The following is a 21695-nucleotide window of genomic DNA, read 5'->3' on the forward strand; positions in this document are numbered from 1 at the left end:
CCGCCCGCGCGGTTCCTACAGTCAGAACCATGAGTGCCACCGCGGAGGCCGCCCAGGGGAAGGACGCCACGGGCCCGGTACCGCCGCCCGCGGGCCGCTTCCCCGGCCGGGTGCCCGAGGGCTTCGCCGCCTTCTTCGGCGCCCTCGCCCTGCTCTGCGCGCTCCTGGCGTTCAGCGCGCCGCTGCGCGCCCTGCTCCGCCCGCTGGTCCGCGCCCTCGACCTGCTGTTCGTGCCGGTCAGCGCCAACCTCGCGTACGCCGTCTTCCTGTTCCTGCTGGCCGCCGCGACCGCCGCCCGCAAGCGGGTCGCCTGGTGGCTGGTCGTGGTCTACCTCGGCCTGGTCGTCCTCACCGACGTGCTGGGCCTCGCGGTCGGCCTGTACGCCGAGTCGGTCCCGTCCCTGGTGGTGTGCGGGCTCGCGCTGATCCTGCTGGTGGCGGCCCGCGGTGAGTTCTACGCCGCCTCCCGGCGCGGTGCCGTGTGGCGGGCGCTCGGCGTCCTGCTGGCCGGGCTCGTCGTGGCGACCCTGCTCGGCTGGGGGCTGGTCGCGCTGTTCCCCGGCACCCTGCCGTCCGGGCAGCACCTGGCCTGGGCCGCCGTCCGGGTCTGCGGCGGCCTGGTCTCCAGCACGGCCTTCGACGGCCGCCCGCCCCGCCCGGTCACCTTCCTGCTGGGCCTGTTCGGCGCGCTCGCCCTGCTCAACGCCGCCGCCGCGCTGTTCCGTTCGCAGCGCCTCGAAGCGGCCCTGCACGGCGACGAGGAGGCCCGCATCCGCGCCCTCCTGAAGGCCTACGGCGAGGACGACTCGCTCGGCTACTTCGCCACCCGGCGCGACAAGGCCGTCGTCTTCTCACCCAGCGGCAAGGCGGCCGTCACCTATCGCGTCGAGGCCGGGGTCTGCCTGGCCAGCGGCGACCCCGTCGGCGACCGCGAGGCCTGGCCGCACGCCATCGCCGCCTGGCTCGACATGGCCCGCCGGCACGCCTGGGCGCCCGCCGTGATGGGCGCCTCCGAGGCCGGCGCCACCGCCTATGCGCGCGCCGGGCTCGGCGCCCTCCAACTCGGCGACGAGGCGATCCTGCACGTGGCGGGCTTCGACCTCGACGGCCGCGACATGCGCGTCACCCGCCAGGCCGTGCACCGGGTCCGCCGCACCGGGGCCACCAGCCGCGTCCGCCGGCACTCGGCACTGACCGAGGCGGAGATGGAGGAGATCGTCGACAGGGCCGACGCCTGGCGGGACACCGAGACCGAGCGCGGCTTCTCCATGGCCCTGGACCGGCTCGGCGACCCGGCGGACGGCGACTGCCTGCTCGTCGAGGCGCTCGGCGCGGACGGCCGGCTCCTCGCCCTGCTCTCCTTCGTGCCCTGGGGCACCGACGGCGTCTCCCTCGACCTGATGCGCCGGGACCGCGGCGCCCCCAACGGCGTCATGGAGTTCATGGCCGCCGAACTGTGCGCGGCGGCCCCGGGGCTCGGGGTGCGCCGGATCTCCCTGAACTTCGCCGTCTTCCGCTCGGTCTTCGAGGAGGGCGCCCGCATCGGCGCCGGGCCCGTGCTGCGGCTGTGGCGCCGCCTGCTGCTGTTCTTCTCCCGCTGGTGGCAGCTGGAGGCCCTGTACCGCTCCAACGCCAAGTACCACCCCGAGTGGTACCCGCGGTTCATCTGCTACGGCGAGGCCGCCTCCCTCGCCCGCATCGGCCTGGCCTCCGGCATCGCCGAGGGCTTCGTCGCCGTACCGTCGCTGCACAAGCTGTGGGGGAAGCGGCACCCGGGCACCGGACCGCTCGCGACCGCCGAGGCGCTGCCGCTCGCGCCACCCGGCCCCGGCACCGGCCGCGGGACCGGACCCGCCGCGCCGGAGGCGGGCCTGCCCGAACAGGTCCGCGTCCGCCGTCGCACGCTCGACCGGCTGCGTACGGCCGGCACCGACCCCTACCCGGTGGGCGTTCCGCCGCCGACCCGCCCCCTCGCGGACGTCCGGGACGGCGAGGAGGTGACGGTCGCCGGCCGGATCATGCTGGTCCGGGACTTCGGCGGCATCGTCTTCGTGGTGCTGCGCGACTGGTCAGGCGACCGCCAGCTCGCCCTCACCCGCGCCGGCACCGGACCGGCCCTCGACCGGTTCACCGCCGACACCGACATCGGCGACCTCATCACCGCGACCGGGCGCGCCGGATTCAGCGACCGGGGCGAACCGACCGTGTTCGTCACCTCCTGGCGGCTCACCGGGAAGTGTCTGCGCCCGCTGCCCGACAAGCGCCGCGGCCTGACCGACCCCGAGGCCCGGGTCCGCATGCGCTACCTGGACCTGGTGACGAACCCCGACGCCCGCCGGGTGATCCGGACCCGCTCCGCCGCCGTCCAGGGGCTGCGCCAGGGCCTCCTCGACCGCGGCTTCGTGGAGGTCGAGACCCCGGTGCTGCAACAGATCCACGGCGGCGCCGACGCCCGGCCCTTCATCACCCACAGCAACGCCTACGACCTCGGCCTCTCGCTGCGCATCGCCCCCGAGCTGTATCTGAAGCGGCTCTGCGTCGGCGGCCTGGAGAAGGTCTTCGAACTGGGCCGTTCGTTCCGCAACGAGGGCGTCTCCCACAAGCACAACCCCGAGTTCACGATGCTGGAGGCCTACCAGGCGTTCGCCGACTACGACGTGATGCTCGACCTCACCCGCGAGCTGATCCAGGGCGCCGCCACCGCCGCCTTCGGCCGCGCCGTCGTCCGCAGGTTGGGCGAGGAGCACGACATCTCCGGGCACTGGCCGGTCAGGACCGTGTACGGCGCGATCTCCCGGGCGCTCGGCGAGGAGGTCGACGCCGGCACCCCGCTGGCCGTCCTGCACCGCCTCTGCGACCGCGCGGGCGTCCCATACACCGCCGCGGACGGTCCGGGCGACGTCGCTCTGGAGATGTACGAGCGGCTGGTCGAGGAACCGACCCGACTGCCCACGTTCTACAAGGACTTCCCCGTGGACGTCTCCCCGCTGACCCGCAGGCACCGCACCGACCCGCGGCTCGCCGAGCGCTGGGACCTCGTCGCCTTCGGCACCGAACTGGGCACCGCCTACTCCGAGCTGACCGACCCCGTCGAGCAGCGCCGCCGGCTGACCGCGCAGTCGCTGCGGGCCGCCGGAGCGGACCCGGAGGCGATGGAGCTGGACGAGGACTTCCTGCACGCCCTGGAGTACGCGATGCCGCCGACCGGCGGCCTCGGCCTCGGTGTCGACCGGCTCGTCATGTTCCTCACCGGGCTGACGATCCGGGAGACGCTGCCCTTCCCGCTCGTCCGCCGCCGCTGACCGTGCGGGCCGGGGGAGCGCGCGGACCGCTCGGCCGTGCGGGTGGAATCACGCCGCCGTACCGGTGGGCGAGGAGTCCGCCGATGCCCCGCCGGGCGACTGATCAGTCATGAAAAAGGATCAGACGTTTATGCCACGCCGGGTGCTGCTCACCGGCGCCGCTGCCATGGGGGCGGCCGGCACCGCCGGCCTCTTCCTGACCGGCTGCACGGACACGGCTCCCGCACGGCCCGGCGCACCCGCCGCCGGACCCGGGGGACGGGCCGCGGTCAAGTCCTCCACCTTCCGCCTCCAGCCGCTGACCGGCGACGGACCGCCGCGTGCCGTGCCCGCCAGGACCCCCGTACGGGTCGAGCCGATCCTGCGCATGTCCGGCACCGGGCGGCGCATGCTGCTGACGTTCGACGACGGCCCCGACCGCGCCTACACCCCGCACATCCTGGACACCCTCGCGAAGTACGGCGTCCGCGCGACGTTCTTCGTGTGCGGCGAGATGGCCCGGGCCAACCGCGACCTGCTGGCCCGGATGGCCGACGAGGGCCATGTGGTCGGCAACCACACCTGGTCCCATCCGCTGCTCACCGAGCTGAGCCGGGCACGGATCCGCGCCGAGATGGAACGCACCAGCGAGGCCATCGAGCAGGGCTACGGCGAGCACCCCCGCTGGTTCCGCGCGCCCTACGGCGCCTGGAACCGGGCGGTCTTCCAACTGGGCTCCGAGATGGGCATGGAGCCGCTGGCCTGGACGGTGGACAGCCTCGACTGGACCGAGCCGGGCACCCGCACCATCATCGACCGGATCGAGCACGGCGCCGCCCCCGGTGTCGTGGTGCTCTCCCACGACGCCGGAGGCGACCGCTCGCAGAGCGTCAGCGCCCTGCGCCGCTATCTGCCCCGCCTGCTCGACGACGGCTACCACCTGACCGTGCCCAGGCGGCCCTACGCCTGAAGGGCGCGCCGTGCCGCCCGCCCGGCCGGGACCCGTTCAGCGGACCTCGACCAGGCGGGCGAAGACGACGACGTTCCCGTCGTAACCGTTCTGCTTGGAGAAACCGCCTCCGCAGGTGATGACCCGCAGTTCGGGCGTGCCTTTGGAGCCGTACACCCGGTCGCCGGGGAAATTGGTCTTCGCGAAGACCTCGATGCCGTAGATCTCGAACACCGCTGTCTTCTTGTCCTTGCGCCGGACCTCGACGACATTTCCCTTCTTCAGGGACCCGAGTCCGTAGAACACGGCGGGGCCCGACGCGTTGTCCACATGGCCGACGACGACGGACGTCCCCTTCTCACCGGGCGAGACGGCCCCCGTGTACCAGCCGGCCAGATTCGGGTCCTCCGGAGGCGGCGCGGCGACCCAGCCGTCGGTGTCCAGGCCGACCGGCACGATGGGGGCGTCCACCCGGATCGCCGGGATCGTCACCCGCTCCGCGGCGGAGTACGGCAGCGCCTCAGGCGCGCCCGTGGCGGCGGTGCCGGGTACCGGACTGTCGGCGGCCGCGTTCTGCGCGGGCTGCGGCGGTCCGACGTCGAACTCACCCGATCCGTTCCGAATGAGCGCGAGACCGGTCAGCAGAACAAGCGCTATCACGCCCCACGGGGCGCGCTTCTTCCGCCGTTCCTCCTCTTCGGAGAGCTCGGACAGGTCGAACGCAGACATTCGCCATCCCCTCTCGACACGGCCGCCGTCGCGTCATTCGCGCATACGAGAACGCTAAGTCCCGCGCGGGCGACCGGCGACGGGGGCGGCGGCGAACGGGTGACCAGGACGCCCATCGGTGCGCCATCCGAGGCGTGGCGCGGCGGAATTTTTCTGACGGTCCGTGACCTGCGGCAATATCCGATTGTGCGCTTTTAGTTCGGCGTCCGCGCTCACCGGGACGGACCATTCTCGACATGCGGGCGTGTTCCGCACGCCAGAGGGTCGATCACGGAGGTGCTTATTCGCCGATCGACCGGGGACGGGACCCGGGGTGCCTCTCGCGGAGGATCACATGGGTAACACTCGCGCCCTGGCGGCCACGGCCATCGCCGTCGCCGCCCTAGGGCTCGCCGCCCCCACGGCCGTCGCGGACGGCATGGGCAATACAGGCGGTGTAAGCGGCACCGGGGTTCTCCCGGGCGGCGCAGTCGCTCCGGGCGGCGTTCTTCCCGGCGGCGGAGTCGTTCCGGGCGGCGGCGTCTTTCCGGGCGGCGGCTATTTTCCGGGTGGCGGCGTCTTTCCGGGCGGAGGCGTCTTCCCGGGCGGTGGGATTGGTGGGATTGGCGGGGTCGGTGGGGTCGGGGGCTTCGGCGGATTCGGCGGGTTCGGGCCGGGCGGATTCGGCGGAGTAGGCGGGGTCGGCGGATTCGGGCCGGGCGTCGTCTTCCCGGGCGGTGTCTTTCCGGGCGGTGTCTTCCCGGGCAACAACGGCTTGCGCCCGGGCATCGGCCGCGAAGGCATCGGCCGCGAGGGCATCCGGCCCGGGATCGACGTCGTCAGGCCGGGGCCCGTCCGTGGCGGTCTCGGAGGCTCCATCATCACCGGGGCCGCCCCTGCGGACCTGGCCATCGGTGGCGGACTGGTGGCGACGGCCGTGATCGGCGGCGGCGTGTTCTGGCTGCGCCGTCGGCACGCGAAGCGCGTCTGACCCGGCGACGACCCTGCCGGGCGGCTGCCGCACACGGAGCGGAGCGCACGCGGCCGGACCTTCGCCCAGGATCCCGCGGCGGATCGGGGCGCGGGTCCGGGAGCGTGCGCCGGGGCTGCCCGGTCAGGTGTCATCGCCGGTGCCGTCGTGCGCCAGGCGCCAGGCCGTGCCGATCGCCCCGGCGATCAGCACCGTGCCCAGGCCGATCTCCCCGAGGTCGAACCCGGCGATGCTGCCGCCGTCGCCGGCCTGCACCGCGCCCGGGACTTGCGTGCCCGACGAGTCGGCGTCCTCGGGCGACTCAGCGGTCACCCCGGAGTCCCGGCCGCCGTCCGCACCCTTCAGGTCGGTCGAGCCGCTCGCCCCGTCGCAGTTGAACGTCACCCGGTACGAGGTGCCGGACCTGACGTCCGCGCCGACCGTGGTCGTGGCCGACGACCGTCCCGACGGGATGCGGACCGTGTCGAAGATGTCCGAGGTGACCGTGGCGCCGCCCGCGCAGCCGTCGTTGCGGTCCAGGCGCAGGGTGACCTTGCTGCCCGCGGTGACGGTGGACGGCTCGACCCCGAAGCCGAACGGTGTGACGGTGCGGCTGCCGCCGCCGTCCTCCGCCACGGCGGCCGGCGCGCACAGGACGAGGGCGCCGGGGCCCAGCAGTGCGGCCGAGGCGACGCGTATCGCGCGCATGGTGTGTCCTCCGGTCCCCGAGGAGCAGCCCGCGGATCCTCTGCCGCTTGCGCCGTGCGTGCACCTCGTTGTCCAGAACGCTAGGAACGTTCGCGCACGTGCGCGAACCCAGTAGGGCGATCGGGTCATCCGGGTCGGCCGCGCGGGTGAAAACCCGTCAGCCCTCGATGCCCGGGAAGAGGTCCAGGAACGGCTGTGCCGTCGCGTCCATGCCCCGGCTGTACGGGGCGTCGAAGACCCAGATCAGGAAGAGCATGAACGCGATCGTGGCCGAGAACAGCCCGGCGAGGACGAGTTCCCGCGGGGTGCGCCGGATCTGCAGCGCGAACACCATGCCGACGGTGATCACCGCTCCGAAGAGCAGCCCGAACCACACCACGCCGGGCATCGTCGCCCCCGTGGACTCGGCGCGGGCGCCGCGCGCCTGGTCCACCGCCGTCACCTGGTCGACGAGCGGCTGGTAGGCCTGCGCCTCGAAGTCCGTCCGCGGCCGGTAGTCGGTGACGTCGCTGCGGATGCGGTCGAGCAGCCGGGCGCCGGTGTCGGTGAGGCGTCCGTGATCCGTCATCGTCCTCCACTCGGTGTGAACGACGTGTCCGGCATACGCGTTGACATCGGCCCGGATGCCGTCGCGGACGTCGGGCGGGTAGACCCGGACCCGTTCCGAGATCTCGTGCAGCGCCTGGGCCTCCGCCCGCACCTGGTCCTGGGCGACGCCGCGTGCCTCCCAGACCCCGGCGATGGCCAGGCCCAGGACGATGGCGTAGACGACGCCGATCCACATCGTCATGTACTCGATGACGTCGGGGGTCTCGCTGGGGTCGTCGTCCGCCGCGGCGGTGCGGTGCCGTACCAGGGTGACGGCGACCACCACGGCGCACGCGCCCAGCATCGCGAGGGCGAGAACAAGCCATTCCGACAACGGTGCCTCCAGGGACGAGCGAATCGATGTGCGGGCGTGCTCCGGCGTCAGCGGGGGCGCAGCGCGGCGACGGCGACGACCGCGGGGACGGTGATGAGCAGGACGTAGGTGACCGGGGAGGTCCGGTGGTGCGCCGGGGAGCCGGCCGGCCGGGGGTGGTGGCGCGGATAGCTGACCGGGGGCGCGGAGGGCCGCCGGCTGGGCTCGGGTGACGGCTCGGGCGCGGGAGATGCGGTGCGGGTCGGCGTGGGCTTCGGCGTCGGAGCGGGGGCCGGCTGTGGCGGGGCCGGCGCGGGGGCCGGCGGCAGGGCCCGTGGTGGTGGCGTCGTCGGCTTCGGCTTCGGTTTCTGCGGGGGTGCCGGCTCGGGCGTCGCTTTCGATGGCGTGGGCTGCGGTGGCGGTGGCGGAGTGGGCGTCGGGCGGGGCGGGGGTGGGGGCGTGGGCATGGGGCAGCGCGGCGGAGTCGGCCAGGAGCGGCCCGCGACGGCCACCGCCACCGTGCCGTCCGGCCCCGTCGAGGCATAGGCGCAGGCGTCGGCCCCGGCCGTGCCGGCCGGACAGCCCACGAAGGCCCACACCAGTGCCACCAGGGCGAACACCCTTGCGGCGGGCGGGAATCGAGTCGCTTCAGGTCCATGCACGACCGAGATCCTGGGGTGTCGGCAGCCCGGCCACGCCGAAGAGTCCGCGCATTGCCTCGAAGGGGGGACAGCGGTCTTCGGACGGTTGCCCCGGCGCCGCACGCTCCCGCGTACGCACAGAGGGCGTAAAGAAATCTTCGGAACGGTTGAACACAGTGGCCCGTTCCGTCCGTACCCAGTGTCGTGCGGCGACGCAGCAGGCGCTGCAATTTCCAGGCGATAATGGGGAGTTGACGATGAAGATCTCCTGGCGGACCGCATCACTGGTGGCGACCGCCGCTTCGGTGCTGGCACTGACGACGGCGTGCGGTCAGGACAATGCCACCACTCCGTCCTCGGCCCAGAACGTCGGGGCCACCGCCGCGGCGGGCGGCTACGGCGGCGCCGGCACGGGGACCGGCGCGGGCAACGGCTACGGCGCGGACGGCAACCAGAGTTCCAGCTCCCCGAGCCCGGGCGTGCCCGCGGGTGCTCTCGCGGTCGCCGCCAACCCCGATCTGGGCAAGGTCCTCACCGATGTCTCGGGCCTCACCCTCTACCGCTTCGACCAGGACACCGCCGAGCCGCCCAAGTCGAACTGCGACGGCGACTGCGCGACCACCTGGCCCCCGGTGCCCGCGGACGACGCGACCGCCGGCGACGGCATCGACAAGGCCCTGCTCGGCGAGGTGACCCGCACCGACGGCACCAAGCAGCTGACCGTGGGCGGCTGGCCCGCCTACCGCTATGCCAAGGACGTCAACTCCGGTGACGTCAACGGCCAGGGCGTGGGCGGCAAGTGGTTCGCGCTCGCCCCCGACGGCAAGAAGGCGGCCCAGTCGGACCTGCCCGGCCTGTCCACCCGCAAGGATCCCAAGCTGGGCGAGATCGTCATCGACAAGAACGGCATGACGGTCTACCGCTTCATGAAGGACGAGGCATGGCCCAAGCCCGTCTCGAACTGCACAGGGGACTGCCTGGAGAAGTGGCCGGCGGTCGCCCCGGTCGAGGCCGCCGACACCAAGGGCGTGGTGAAGAAGGGCCTGATGAGCTTCACCCGGTCCGACGGCGGCAAGCAGATGACCGTGAACTGCTCGCCGATCTACACCTTCGCCGGTGACAGGGCGCCGGGGGACACCAACGGTCAGGGCGTCGGCGGCACGTGGTACGCCGTCGCGCCCGACGGCAAGCCGGTCGGCGCGCCCAAGTAGGGATCACCTCCCCAGGGTTGATCGCCCCCCGCCCAAGTCAGTGTCGGACCACCGCGGAAGGGAGGGACGAGGGCAAGCGAGTGCCGGACGTACGACTACAGGCGCGCGACCAAGGGTCCGCCCCCTCCGCACCGCACGGAGGGGGCGGACCGCTGTGCGAGGGGGCCGTCACGCTGCGGCGTCGTGCCGGCACGTGCCGGAGGCAGTGACCGGGAACGGATGGTCAATTTCCGTTTCGGGTCGCTCCGTTGGCGGACGATCAGTAGCCTCAGCTCGAACACTGGATCGCCTACGCCTTGGAGAGGTACATGGAGCGTCCTGCCTGGGCCCCACGGAGCATCGACATCACGGTGCCGAGCGTCGCGCGTATCCATGACTACTACCTGGGCGGTTCGTACAACTTCGAGGTCGACCGGGAGACGGCCCGCAAGGCCATGGAGTTCCTGCCGGGACTGCCCAGGATCGTGCGGGCGAACCGGGCGTTCATGCGTCGCGCCGTGCGCTTCGCGGTCGCGGAGGGCATCACGCAGTTCCTCGACATCGGCTCCGGCATCCCCACGTCCGGCAACGTCCATGAAGTGGCCCAGGCGGCCCATCCGGACGCCCGCGTGGTGTACGTCGACCACGACCCGGTGGCGGTGGCGCGCACCCAGGCGGTACTGGCGGGCAACGAGGGCGTGCGGGTCGTCGCGGCGGACCTCCGCAAGCCCCGGGAGATCCTGTCGAGCCCCGAAGTCCAGGACCTGATCGACCCGAATCGGCCGGTGGCGCTGCTTCTCGTTGCCATACTTCACTTCGTGGAAGACGCGGACGACCCCTGTGGAGCGGTGGCCGAGCTGCGCGAGGCATTCGCGCCGGGCAGCCTGCTGATCCTCACCCATGCCTCGTACGAGGGAATCCCGCTGCCGCCCGAGCGGGCCGCAGGCGTGGTGGACGTATACAAGGACATTCGCAACCCGCTGATCATGCGCTCGCGCGACGAGGTCGCGCGGTTCTTCGAGGGGTACGACATGGTGGAACCCGGACTGGTGGCGATGCCGTGCTGGCGCCCGGAGTCGGAGGACCCGGACGACGAGGACCCGTTCGCGTTCTCCGGGTTCGCGGGCGTGGGGCGTACGGCGTGATCGCGGAGCCGGACGGGCCGGAGGACAGACTGCGGCGGTTCGCGACCATCTGGAGCCGGGCCGTGTTCCCGGTGGCCTCGACGTCGCTGACTCGGCCGGAGTTCGAGGAACAACTCCTGCCGCTCGCACGCCGGTTGAGCCGGGCACTGCGGCAGCGCGGCTTCGACGCGGAGGAGGCGAAGGCGGTCGGCGCCGCGCTGACCGACGCGCACTGCACAGATCCGGAGGCGCTCACCCGGACCCTGGACTGCATCGACGCCTATCTGGTGCTGTACTGCGGCGAGGACGGACCGCAGGACGAACTGCGCGTGCGCTGCTCCCGGTTGCAGCACGCCATGGCGGGCGGGTTCGCGCAGGCGCTGCGCGAGCGGACGCTGGCCGAGCAGGAGGCCATCGCCCGGGCCGCGTTGCAGGCCCAGGGGGTGGTGGCGGATGCCCTGCACGCCAGCGAGGCCCGCTTCCGCGCGGTGTTCGAGGGCGCGGCCATAGGGATCGGCATCGCCGACCTCGAGGGCCGGGTGCTCCAGGTCAACGAGGCGTTGCTGCGCATGTTCGGGCTCTCCGAACAGGCGCTGCGCGGCCGTCGGGTGCTGGAGTGGACGCACCCCGAGGACGCGCCGCACACCTGGCGGCTGTACGAGGAACTCGTGCGCGGCGAGCGCGAGCACTACCACGTGGAGAAGGCGTTCAACCGCACCGACGGAACGGTGCTGTGGACCAATCTCACGGTCTCGCTGCTGCGTGACGCGGACGGCAACCCGCAGTACCAGCTCGCCCTCATGGAGGACACCACCGAGCGGCGGCTGCTCAATCTGCGGCTGCGCTACGAGGCCACGCACGACGCGCTCACCGGACTGCCCAACCGGACCCTGTTCTTCGAACGCCTGGAGAAGGCGCTCGGCGCGGGCGAGGGCCAGCGCTTCGGCCTGTGCTACCTGGACCTGGACGGCTTCAAGACCATCAACGACAGCCTCGGCCACGCGGCCGGCGACCGGCTGCTGGTCGAGGTCGCCGACCGGCTCCAGGCCTGTGCCACCGCGCCCGGCGAGATGATCGCCCGGCTCGGCGGCGACGAGTTCGTGGCGCTGACCACCGGGCCCGACACCGAGCGGGAGGTCGACGAGTTGGCGGAGCGCATCATGCACGCGCTCGTCACCCCGGTCAGCGTCGACGGCCGTGAGCTGCTCGTGCGCGGCAGCATCGGCATCGTGGAGGGCCCGGCGGGCGAGCGCACCGCGGCGGAGGTGCTGCGCAGCGCCGACATCACCATGTACCGGGCCAAGTCGGCGGGCGGCAACCGCGCCGAGCTGGCCGACCCGGAGGCCGACGCCCGCGCCATCACCCGGCACGGGCTGACCACGGCGCTGCCGGCGGCCCTGGAGCGCGGTGAGTTCTTCATCGAGTACCAGCCGCTGGTGCACCTCGGTGACGGCAGCGTCCGCGGTGCGGAGGCGCTGGTCCGCTGGCTGCATCCGCAGCACGGCGTGCTCGGCCCCGACCGGTTCATTCCGCTCGCCGAGGACACCGGGCTGATCGTTCCGCTGGGGCGCTGGGTGCTGGAGCAGTCGGTGCGGCAGGCGCGCGAGTGGCGGGAGCGGTACGGCGAGCAGACGCCGGCCGGCCCGCTGCGCATCAATGTCAACCTCTCGCCCTGCCAGCTCAGTCATCCCGGTCTGGTCCAGGACACGGTGGAGATCCTGGAGCGCACCGGTGTCGCGCCGGACGCGCTGTGCCTTGAGGTCACGGAGTCCGCGCTGATCGGCGCCGACGACGATCTGCTCAAGCCGCTGCGGCGGCTGGCCGAGATGGGCGTGGACATCGCCCTGGACGACTTCGGCACCGGCTACTCCAACCTCGCCAATCTGCGCCGTCTGCCGGTGAGCATCCTCAAGCTGGATCGCTCCTTCACCCAGAGCATGCAGCAGTTCCCGGCCGACCCCGTCGACCTCAAGATCGTCGAGGGGATCGTTTCGCTCGCCCACAGCCTGGACCTGTCGGTCACCGTGGAGGGCGTGGAGACCGGAGCCCAGGCCGAACAACTGCGCATACTGGGCTGCGACACGGCCCAGGGCTGGTACTACGCCCGCCCCGGCCCCCCAGAACGAGTCCACCACCTAGCCCTGGCAGACGCAACAAACTAGGTCGCCCACGCAGTTAACCGCACCCCTAGCAGGCCCAGGGGCGCGGGGAACGGCGCAAAAAACCGTAGTGGCGTGAGAACGTCACCGTGGGTTCGAATCCCACCGCCTCCGCAGGTCAGAGACGTGCTGGTCAGAAGGGGCGTCCCTCGATGAGGGGCGCCCCTTCTGCGTGGGAGGTGTCTCACCCTGATCCGGGCCTGTCGCGTTGTTGGTCAGTGCATCCGGACCAGGCGTGGACCAGCCTTGGTCGGCGAGGAGTGCTGTTGCGCACGGCGGTCAGTCCTGACGCTGAACCATCTGACCTGACACCGCGTCAAGGTAGATGGCTGCGCCCTGAGGCCCGGATTCACCGTCACGGATCATGTTGACGATCCATACGGGGCGCCATTCCCCGGAGACCTCTTGAGCGATCAGGAAAACAGGGCTCCCCGCCTTGAGATCAGTGAGTTCCTCCGCGCGCTTCTCGGCCGCAGCCTTGTCAAGTTCCGGCTTCGGCAGCTTGGGGTCCTCGACCAGGCGGGCAGTCACTCCCATGATGCGACCGGAAGATGTGACCGTGATGTCGAGACGCATCGGCATCATGATGTCGTTCACGTAACGGCGGTAGCTCAGAACGTACGGGGCCTTCCCCTTCGCCAGCGGGTCAAAGGTGATCTTGCTTCCCTTTATTTCGTCCGGATACCACTTCTGTGCAAAACGCACTGCGGATTCCTTGGACTGATCCGGTGTTAGGGATCCTCCGTCATCTTGGTTATTTACGGAGAAAGCGCTCTGGATTTTTCGCTCAGGCCACAAGAGCGTCAGGTTTCCCTTGTCGGTGGTGACGTCCACCTTGCCGGGAAATCCGGGCACTGGCTCTCGTTGCTGCACCTGAACAATTTTGGCCTGCCCGCCGTAGACCTGGGTCGCAACGCTTTTAGCCCATTTTTCCTGTTCGCTTGTTGCGCCGACAGCTTCAGGACCGCCGTATACGGGCGTGATCGCAAGCCAGAACATGGCGGCGATCGCAGCGCCACCGATACCGAAAAGACGCATGCTGGTCCCGGCGTCACGCCGAGTGAACAGCGGACGATGGCGTCTGAGCGCCAGCCAGACGATGCCGCACAGCACACCAGCAACCGTGCCGATGGTGTTTGCCGCCAAGTCGGAATAACTGCAAGATCGACCGAGGGGCAGCAGAGCTTGGAGCATCTCGACGCTTCCCGTCAGGAGTACTCCACCCGCCAGTACGGCGATCGGTCGGCGGAATGCGCACACCCCGAAGAAGCAGACAGGAACAAAAAGCAGTACGTTCAGTCGGCCTGGAGTTGTGGACAGGACGCCTCTCAGGGAGGGCCCTATGTAGCAGACGGTTTCTTTCCCTGCGTCCCCGATCCCGCCTGGCAGGAGCGTCACAGCCAAGACCCCTAGCAGTGACACAGACCACAAGGTGGTCGTGACCACTGGCCAATTCTTTGCCCGAGCTAGCAGCGCTACGGGCAGGGCAATGAGAACCGACGCCACCACAAAGACAGGGATGAGGTCCGCTACGGCCCGGATCGACGCTTCAATCATGATGTCTTTCTCTCACCACGAGGTGCCCCGGCTTATCATGCGTGCATCAGCAAGGGTTGAGCGAAGGGGTCCAGAAGTAGGGCGGGGTTTCCATCGAAGCTGTGGGACTTCTCTGTGTCTCCCTTCTCTTGCTCTGAAGCTGCTATTTGGTGTGAATCTGGAAAATTCGACATCGGCGCTGGTTGCGGTGAATCGCCTTGGCGTAGAACCGGAACAGAACCGCGATGCTGTGTCCGGCCCGGCGTGCGTCTCCGGCCGGGGAGACGCCAGCGTGGCGCAGGGAGTTCGGCACGTCAGCCAGCGGTGAGGCAGCGTCGGACTCTATCAACACAGCGAGCCGAGCCGCCTTCCAGGCCTCACGAGAGGACGCGCGATGGCCTTGTCCCAGGATGACTTACTCAGGCTGATGGAGTCACTGCGTACGGCGGAGGGAATCGAGTTGATCAGGGTCGTGGGCCGGCAGATCCTGCAGGAACTCATCGAGGCGGAAGCCACCGCCCACATCGGCGCGGAGCCCGGCGAGCACACGGGGACACGCACGACGATGCGCAACGGGCACCGGGCGAAGGTGGTGACCACACAGGCCGGGGATCTGGACCTGGCGATCCCCAAGGTCCGCACCGGCAGTTTCTTCCCCAGCCTGCTGGACGCGTGTTCCGCACCCGGCCTCTGGACCACACCCGCGTCCCCTACGTCTGCCTCGACGCGACGTACTGCAAGGCCCGTGTGAACCACCAGATCGTCTCCCAGGCCGTGGTCATCGCCACTGGGGGAGTATCACCGAGGACGGCGGACGCGAGGTCCTCGGGCTGATGGCCGGCGACAGCGAGAGCGAGGTGTTCTGGAGCGAGTTCCTGCGCTCGCCGCGCGAGCGGGGCCTGACCGGGGTCCGTCTGGTCATCGCTGACGCCGTCCGCGCCCGGCTCGACACCGTCGCCGACATGCTCGGACGGTAGTTCCCAAAGGTCAGGGCGATGCTCCTGGAAGCGAAGGTAGACCTGACCAACCCCCTGGAGCAGGTCAACCGGGAGATCAAGCGCCGCGTCGACGTCGTCCAGATCACCGCCGAAGCGGCGCAGTCGTCAGTGTTCGAGTAGCATCCGCTGCAACTCCCGAGCAGCCCGTGGCGGAGCCACATCGCTCCGGTGCGCCAGCGCGATCGTCCGATGCAACCCCGGCCGAGCCAACGGAGTGACCCGCAGGCCCCGCCCCGACCGCGTGGCGACCATGCGCGGCACGACGGCCACGCCCAGCCCGGCCCGGACAAACCCCAGCACCGCGTCCATCTCACCGCCCTCCACCGCGAAGTCCGGCTCGAACCCCTCGGCACGGCACGCGGCCACCGTCAGCTCCCGCAGGTCGTACCCGTGCCGGAACATCACCAGGCGCGCGCCCTCCAGGTCGGCGATCCGCACATGGCTGCGCCCGCCGCGGCCCGGCGCCGGGGCCTCCGGCGAGGAGACCACCACCAGGTCCTCGCGCAGCAGCTCCACCGTGGTCAGCGCGGGCGACGGCGTCGGCAGCGGCAGGACGACCAGCGCCAGATCGAGCGCGCCGCGCGCCAGCTCCCGTACCAGGTCGTGCGAGCCGCCCTCCTCGATCAGCAGCCGGATGCCGGGATAGCGGTCGTGGAAGGCGCGCAGCACGTCCGGCAGCAGGCCGGTGCACAGGCTCGGGGTGGCGCCCAGCCGGACGCGCCCGCTGCGCAGCTGCATGAGTTCCTGCACCTCGTGCCGGGCGGTGTCCGCGTCGGCCAGGATCCGCCGGGCCAGCGGCAGCAGCGCCTCGCCGGCGTCGGTGAGCGTGATGTTGCCGCGGGCCCGCAGGAACAGATCCGCCCCCAGCTCCCGCTCCAGCGCCCTGATCTGCTGGGACAGCGACGGCTGGGCGACATGGACCAGCTCCGCCGCCCGGGTGAAGTGCCGGGTCTCGGCGACCGCCACGAAGTACTGGAGCTGCTGGAACTGCACCCCGACAGCATAGTCCCTGCCTATCGAAACGAGGTGGACCATGTCTTGGACCGATAGGGCCCTTCGGCCCTAGCGTGCAGGCCATGGCACTGGCAACGCGGACGGACCGACGGCCGTCCATGGCGCGCACGATGTGGGACAGCTCCGTCGGCAAGAAGACCGTGATGGCGGTCAGCGGCCTGATCATGCTGCTGTACCTGGTCGTCCACATGTTCGGAAACCTGAAGATCTTCTTCGGGGCGGGCGACTTCAACCACTACGCCCACTGGCTGCGCACCATCGGCGAGCCGGTCATGCACTACGAGTGGACGCTCTGGGTCATCCGTGTCGTCCTCGTCGTCGCCGTCGTCGCGCACGCCGTCTCCGCGTACCAGCTCAGCCGCCGCGACCTGCGGGCCCGCCCGAACAAGTACGTGCACAAGAAGCCGCGGGCGAGCTACGCGACCCGCACCATGCGCTGGGGCGGGATCATCCTCGCCCTGTTCATCGTCTGGCACATCCTGGACCTGACCACCGGCACCCTGCACCCCGGCGGCTTCCAGGAGGGCCGCCCCTACCAGAACGTCGTCGACACCTTCTCCACCTGGTACGGCAACGTCATCTACATCGTCGCGATGCTCGCGGTCGGCCTGCACGTGCGGCACGGCTTCTGGAGTGCCGCCCAGACCCTCGGCGTCGGCAGCCGCACCCGCGACCGCGCCCTGAAGACCGTCGCCAACGTCCTCGCGCTGCTGCTCACGGCCGGCTTCATCGCCGTACCCGTGGGCGTCATGACCGGAGTGGTGAGCTGACATGACCATCCCCGCCGCATACACGGACTACGCGACCGGCGCGCCGGTCGTCGACGCCAAGGCCCCGACCGGACCGATCGAGCAGCGCTGGGACACGCGCCGCTTCGAGGCCAAGCTGGTCAACCCCGCCAACCGCCGCAAGCACACGGTCATCGTCGTCGGCACCGGCCTCGCCGGCGGCTCCGCGGGTGCCACACTCGCCGAACAGGGCTACCACGTCGTCCAGTTCTGCTACCAGGACTCCCCGCGCCGCGCCCACTCCATCGCCGCGCAGGGCGGCATCAACGCCGCGAAGAACTACCGCAACGACGGCGACTCGATCCACCGGCTGTTCTACGACACCGTCAAGGGCGGCGACTTCCGCGCCCGCGAGTCCAACGTGCGCCGGCTGGCCCAGATCTCCGTGGAGATCATCGACCAGTGCGTGGCACAGGGCGTGCCGTTCGCGCGCGAGTACGGCGGCCTGCTCGACACCCGCTCCTTCGGCGGCGTCCAGGTCTCCCGCACCTTCTACGCCCGCGGCCAGACGGGGCAGCAGCTGCTGCTCGGCGCCTACCAGGCGCTGTCCCGGCAGATCGCCGCCGGGAACGTGGAGATGCACCCGCGCACCGAGATGCTCGACCTGATCGTCATCGACGGCCGGGCCCGCGGCATCGTGGCACGCGATCTGATCACGGGGAAGACCGACATCTACATCGCCGACGCCGTCGTCCTCGCCAGCGGCGGCTACGGCAACGTCTTCTACCTGTCGACGAACGCCATGAACTCCAACGCCACCGCCATCTGGCGGGCGCACCGGCGTGGCGCGTACTTCGCGAACCCCTGCTTCACACAGATCCACCCCACCTGCATCCCGCGCACCGGCGACCACCAGTCCAAGCTCACCCTGATGAGCGAGTCGCTGCGCAACGACGGCCGGATCTGGGTGCCGAAGGCCAAGGGCGACACCCGTCCGCCGAACCGGATCCCCGAGGACGAGCGCGACTACTACCTGGAGCGCATCTACCCGTCCTTCGGCAACCTGGTCCCGCGCGACATCGCCTCCCGCGCCGCCAAGAACGTCTGCGACGAGGGCAGGGGAGTCGGCCCCGGCGGGCAGGGCGTGTACCTGGACTTCGCCGAGGCGATCCAGCGGATGGGCCGCAAGGCCGTCGAGGCGAAGTACGGCAACCTCTTCGACATGTACCAGCGGATCACCGACGAGGATCCGTACGAGGTGCCGATGCGCATCTACCCGGCCGTGCACTACACGATGGGCGGCCTGTGGGTCGACTACGACCTGCAGACCACGATCCCCGGCCTGTTCGCGATCGGCGAGGCCAACTTCTCCGACCACGGCGCCAACCGGCTCGGCGCCTCCGCGCTGATGCAGGGGCTCGCGGACGGCTACTTCGTGCTGCCGGCCACCATCAACGACTACCTGGCCCGCAACCCGCACCAGGAGAAGGTCACCGCCGAACACCCCGCCGTCCGGGAGGTCATGGCCGAGACCGAGGGGCGCATCGAGCGGCTGCTCGCCGTCGACGGCGACCGCACCCCCGACTCCTTCCACCGCGAAGTCGGCGAACTCATGTGGGAGTTCTGCGGCATGGCGCGCACGGACGCCGGGCTGCGCAAGGCGCTGGAGCGCATCCCGCAGATCCGTGAGGAGTTCTGGCGGCGCATCAAGGTGCCCGGCAGCGGCGAGGAGTTCAACCAGTCGCTGGAGAAGGCCAATCGCATCGTCGACTACCTGGAACTGGCCGAGCTGATGTGTCTCGACGCGCTGCACCGCGCCGAGTCCTGCGGCGGCCACTTCCGCGAGGAGTCCCAGACGCCCGACGGCGAGGCGGCCCGCCGGGACGACGCGTTCTCGTACGCCGCCGCCTGGGAGTTCACCGGCACCGGCGAGGCACCCGTGCTGCACAAGGAAGACCTGGTCTTCGAGTACGTCCACCCCACTCAGCGGAGCTACGCATGAAGCTCACCCTGCGCGTCTGGCGGCAGCGGAACGCCGACGCCGAAGGCGCCATGTCCACGTACGAGGTGGACGGCATCTCCTCCGACATGTCCTTCCTGGAGATGCTCGACACGCTCAACGAGGAACTCATCCTCAACGGCGAGGACCCGGTCGCCTTCGACCACGACTGCCGCGAGGGCATCTGCGGCGCCTGCAGCCTGGTGATCAACGGCGATGCGCACGGACCCGAGCGCACCACCACCTGCCAACTGCACATGCGGTCCTTCAAGGACGGCGACACGATCGACATCGAGCCGTGGCGGGCCTCGGCGTTCCCGGTGATCAAGGACCTGGTGGTGGACCGGTCGGCGTTCGACCGGATCATCCAGGCCGGCGGCTACATCACGGCGCCCACCGGGGCAGCGCCCGAGGCCCACGCGACGCCCGTGCCCAAGCCGGACGCCGACTTCGCCTTCGAGCACGCGGAGTGCATCGGATGCGGGGCGTGCGTCGCCGCCTGCCCCAACGGCGCGGCCATGCTGTTCACTTCCGCCAAGGTCAGCCATCTGAACGTGCTGCCGCAGGGCGCGCCCGAGCGGGAGACGCGCGTGCTGGACATGGTGGCGCAGATGGACGAGGAGGGCTTCGGCGGCTGCACGCTCACCGGTGAGTGCGCCACCGCCTGCCCGAAGGGCATCCCGCTGATGTCCATCACGAACATGAACAAGGAGTGGCTGCGGGCCACACGCAAGGCCGGCAAGCGGTAGCGCCGCGCCGGGCGCGGCCGCTTCGTGGCGGTCGCGCGGTTGCCCGCGCCCTTTCGGGCGCGCCCAAGACGTTCGCCGAGGGCGGACGGACGGGGCCGGGAGTGGTGCTCCCCGGCCCCGTCTCGCGTCCGGGGCCCGGATAGGCTGCACTCGTGATCTTCAGTCGCCCGGGGAGGGAGCGGTCTCTCCCCCGCTCGTGTCCTGGACGAGGCGAACACACGAGCGTGGCCGGAGCACTGCGTGGCGGCCACGTGAACGCCGCGGGCTGAGCGAGCCGTTCAACAACCTCACACCCGCTTTCTCTGCGCCCGTCACGCGGAGGTCAGTCGGCATCGGAAAAACAGGTGCGGCGGTCGAACGCCACAGACCGCCGCCCGCTCCGCCGACCCGGCCCGTGACCAGGAGAGAGCCATGACCGGCGTTTCCACCCTCGACCGCCCCCCGCAGCCCGCAGCGCCCACCCGCTACACCGTCACGCTCGCCGCCGACGAGGCCGACGTGCGTGCCGCCCAGCGGCTGCGGCACGAGGTCTTCGCGGGGGAGATGGGCGCCCTGCTGTCCACCCCGCAGCCGGGCTACGACATCGACCCCTTCGACGCCTACTGCGACCACCTGCTGGTGCGCGAGGAGACGACGGGGCAGGTCGTCGGCACCTACCGGCTGCTGCCGCCGGACCGGGCCGCGGTCGCCGGACGACTCTACTCCGAGAGCGAGTTCGACCTGACCGCGCTCGACGGTATCCGGCCCGGCCTGGTCGAGGTCGGCCGCTCCTGTGTGCACCCCGACCACCGCGACGGCGCCGTCATCGGGCTGATCTGGGCCGGGATAGCCCGCTACATGGTGGACCGCGGGCACGAGTGGCTGGCCGGCTGCTGCTCCATCCCGCTCGCCGACGGCGGCGCCCTCGCCTCCGCCACCTGGCACCGGGTCAGCGCCAAGCACCTGGCCCCCGAGGAGTTCCGGGTACGGCCCCTGCTGCCGTGGGTGCCGAGCGCCGAGGCCCCGACCGAGCGGACCGAGCTGCCGGCGCTGCTGCGCGGCTACCTCCGGCTCGGCGCCTGGGTCTGCGCCGAGCCCGCGCACGACCCGGACTTCGGCGTCGCCGACCTGTACGTGCTGCTGCCGATGCGCCGGGTCAACCCGCGCTATCTGCGGCACTTCCTCTCGCTCGTCCCGGCCTGATGAGCGTCTGGCTGCCCAGCGCGCCCTGCACCCCAGGGGCGTGCGTGGAGCCGACGGGGTCCGCCGCGGCCGTACCGCGCGCCGTGCTGCGGATCGCCGGGGTCGCGGTCCTGGTACTGACCGGGGCCGTGCTGTGCCCGCTCGGCGGGCGGATCCCCGCCGGGCTGGTCGGGCGGTGGTGCCGGGCGATCGTGCGGGCCGCCGGGGTCCAGGTCCGCGTCACCGGCACCGCCGCGCCCACCGGCGGTCTGCTCCTGGTGGCCAACCACATCTCCTGGCTGGACATCCCGCTGCTGGCCGCCGTGCGCCCGGCGCGGATGCTCGCCAAGACGGAGATCCGCCAGTGGCCCGTGGCCGGGGCGCTGGCGGCCCGGGCCGGCGTCCTGTTCATCGAGCGCGACCGGCTGCGCGCCCTGCCCGGCACCGTCGCCCGTATCGCGCGGGCGCTGCGCGGCGGCGCCGCGGTCGTCGCCTTCCCCGAGGGCAGCACCTGGTGCGGGCGGGCGCAGGGCCGCTTCCACCGGGCCGTCTTCCAGGCTGCCCTCGACGCGGGTGTCCCGGTGCAGCCGGTGCATCTGCACTACCGGGTGGCGGACGGCCCGGCGAGCACGGCTCCGGCCTTCGTCGGCGAGGACACGCTGTTCGCCTCGATGTGGCGGGTGGCGACGTCGCGCGGGCTGGTGGCCGAGGTGGAGGTCCGGCCGGTGATCCCGGCGGGCACCCATCCCGACCGCCGTTCCCTCGCCCACGCCGCCGAGCCCGCGGCACACGAACCCGACTGGACCCACGCGGCCCTGGTCGCCGGCACCACCCGCCTGGAACCGGCCCGCACCCCCCAGACAGCCGAGGCGGCCTGAC

At 71.2% G+C, this 21695-nt stretch carries 17 protein-coding genes and 1 pseudogene; 12 read left to right on the plus strand and 6 right to left on the minus strand.

Annotation, left to right across the window (positions count from 1 at the left end; translation table 11 throughout):
* The first annotated feature begins 29 nt into the window (after positions 1 to 29).
* Both lysX and CTZ28_RS10200 read left to right on the plus strand, forming a co-directional pair.
* Positions 30 to 3302 carry a bifunctional lysylphosphatidylglycerol synthetase/lysine--tRNA ligase LysX gene (lysX, locus tag CTZ28_RS10195; protein ID WP_121888974.1) on the plus strand — a complete coding sequence of 1091 codons (3273 nt, stop codon included), beginning with the start codon at positions 30 to 32 and terminating at the stop codon, positions 3300 to 3302.
* A gap of 109 nt (positions 3303 to 3411) precedes the next feature.
* A complete protein-coding gene (locus tag CTZ28_RS10200; RefSeq protein WP_121888975.1) occupies positions 3412 to 4251 on the plus strand; it encodes a polysaccharide deacetylase family protein in 840 nt (279 codons plus the stop codon).
* A 36-nt stretch (positions 4252 to 4287) separates the two neighbouring features.
* Here the strand turns inward: CTZ28_RS10200 and CTZ28_RS10205 are convergent, their stop codons facing one another.
* Positions 4288 to 4959, minus strand: a complete 672-nt coding sequence (locus tag CTZ28_RS10205; RefSeq protein ID WP_121888976.1) for a class F sortase — start codon at positions 4957 to 4959, stop codon at positions 4288 to 4290.
* Between the two features lie 334 nt (positions 4960 to 5293).
* On the opposite strand from CTZ28_RS10205, the gene CTZ28_RS10210 reads away from it, so the two are divergent.
* A complete protein-coding gene (locus tag CTZ28_RS10210) occupies positions 5294 to 5929 on the plus strand; it encodes a hypothetical protein (protein WP_121888977.1) in 636 nt (211 codons plus the stop codon).
* A gap of 123 nt (positions 5930 to 6052) precedes the next feature.
* On the opposite strand, the gene CTZ28_RS10215 is transcribed toward CTZ28_RS10210, so the two are convergent.
* The 3 genes from CTZ28_RS10215 to CTZ28_RS10225 form a co-directional block, all read right to left on the minus strand.
* Positions 6053 to 6616: a hypothetical protein gene (locus tag CTZ28_RS10215; RefSeq protein ID WP_121888978.1), complete on the minus strand. Its 564-nt coding sequence runs from the start codon at positions 6614 to 6616 to the stop codon at positions 6053 to 6055.
* A 157-nt stretch (positions 6617 to 6773) separates the two neighbouring features.
* Positions 6774 to 7538 (minus strand): bestrophin-like domain, encoded by a 765-nt coding sequence (locus tag CTZ28_RS10220; protein ID WP_121888979.1) that lies wholly within the window; start codon positions 7536 to 7538, stop codon positions 6774 to 6776.
* 47 nt (positions 7539 to 7585) lie between these two features.
* Positions 7586 to 8179, minus strand: coding sequence for a hypothetical protein (locus tag CTZ28_RS10225; protein ID WP_121888980.1), 594 nt, complete (start codon positions 8177 to 8179; stop codon positions 7586 to 7588).
* 236 nt (positions 8180 to 8415) lie between these two features.
* Between CTZ28_RS10225 and CTZ28_RS10230 the strand changes: the two genes are divergently transcribed.
* The 3 genes from CTZ28_RS10230 to CTZ28_RS10240 all read left to right on the plus strand — a co-directional run bounded on the left by CTZ28_RS10230 (position 8416) and on the right by CTZ28_RS10240 (position 12634).
* The gene (locus CTZ28_RS10230) at positions 8416 to 9369 is read left to right on the plus strand and encodes an SCO0930 family lipoprotein (RefSeq protein WP_121888981.1); all 954 of its coding nucleotides are present in this window, start codon (positions 8416 to 8418) and stop codon (positions 9367 to 9369) included.
* A gap of 308 nt (positions 9370 to 9677) precedes the next feature.
* Complete coding sequence (locus CTZ28_RS10235) at positions 9678 to 10493, plus strand: SAM-dependent methyltransferase (RefSeq protein ID WP_121888982.1); 816 nt, start codon at positions 9678 to 9680, stop codon at positions 10491 to 10493.
* On the plus strand, positions 10490 to 12634 hold the full coding sequence (locus CTZ28_RS10240) for a putative bifunctional diguanylate cyclase/phosphodiesterase (protein ID WP_121888983.1): 2145 nt from the start codon (positions 10490 to 10492) through the stop codon (positions 12632 to 12634). Before CTZ28_RS10235 ends, CTZ28_RS10240 begins: the two co-directional genes overlap by 4 nt.
* 276 nt (positions 12635 to 12910) lie before the next feature.
* On the opposite strand, the gene CTZ28_RS10245 is transcribed toward CTZ28_RS10240, so the two are convergent.
* Positions 12911 to 14188 (minus strand): VanZ family protein, encoded by a 1278-nt coding sequence (locus CTZ28_RS10245; protein ID WP_121888984.1) that lies wholly within the window; start codon positions 14186 to 14188, stop codon positions 12911 to 12913.
* Positions 14189 to 14561: 373 nt separating this feature from the next.
* Between CTZ28_RS10245 and CTZ28_RS10255 the strand changes: the two are divergent.
* Positions 14562 to 15249: pseudogene (locus CTZ28_RS10255) on the plus strand (transposase); the annotation flags it as partial.
* 21 nt (positions 15250 to 15270) lie between these two features.
* Here CTZ28_RS10255 and CTZ28_RS10260 read toward each other — a convergent pair.
* Positions 15271 to 16158: a LysR family transcriptional regulator gene (locus tag CTZ28_RS10260; protein WP_121888985.1), complete on the minus strand. Its 888-nt coding sequence runs from the start codon at positions 16156 to 16158 to the stop codon at positions 15271 to 15273.
* Positions 16159 to 16277: 119 nt separating this feature from the next.
* Between CTZ28_RS10260 and CTZ28_RS10265 the strand changes: the two genes are divergently transcribed.
* The 5 genes from CTZ28_RS10265 to CTZ28_RS10285 all read left to right on the plus strand — a co-directional run bounded on the left by CTZ28_RS10265 (position 16278) and on the right by CTZ28_RS10285 (position 21694).
* Entirely contained in the window at positions 16278 to 16949 is a 672-nt protein-coding gene (locus CTZ28_RS10265; RefSeq protein ID WP_121888986.1) for a succinate dehydrogenase, read from the plus strand.
* A gap of 1 nt (position 16950) precedes the next feature.
* On the plus strand, positions 16951 to 18909 hold the full coding sequence (locus CTZ28_RS10270) for a fumarate reductase/succinate dehydrogenase flavoprotein subunit (RefSeq protein ID WP_121888987.1): 1959 nt from the start codon (positions 16951 to 16953) through the stop codon (positions 18907 to 18909).
* A complete protein-coding gene (locus CTZ28_RS10275; RefSeq protein ID WP_121888988.1) occupies positions 18906 to 19655 on the plus strand; it encodes a succinate dehydrogenase/fumarate reductase iron-sulfur subunit in 750 nt (249 codons plus the stop codon). Before CTZ28_RS10270 ends, CTZ28_RS10275 begins: the two co-directional genes overlap by 4 nt.
* A gap of 411 nt (positions 19656 to 20066) precedes the next feature.
* The gene (locus CTZ28_RS10280; protein ID WP_121888989.1) at positions 20067 to 20837 is read left to right on the plus strand and encodes a GNAT family N-acetyltransferase; all 771 of its coding nucleotides are present in this window, start codon (positions 20067 to 20069) and stop codon (positions 20835 to 20837) included.
* Positions 20837 to 21694 (plus strand): lysophospholipid acyltransferase family protein, encoded by an 858-nt coding sequence (locus CTZ28_RS10285; protein WP_121888990.1) that lies wholly within the window; start codon positions 20837 to 20839, stop codon positions 21692 to 21694. The genes CTZ28_RS10280 and CTZ28_RS10285 overlap by 1 nt, the downstream gene beginning before the upstream one ends.
* Position 21695: the final 1 nt, after the last annotated feature.

The sequence above is a fragment of the Streptomyces shenzhenensis genome, assembly GCF_003688995.1.
Lineage (GTDB): Bacteria > Actinomycetota > Actinomycetes > Streptomycetales > Streptomycetaceae > Streptomyces > Streptomyces shenzhenensis_A.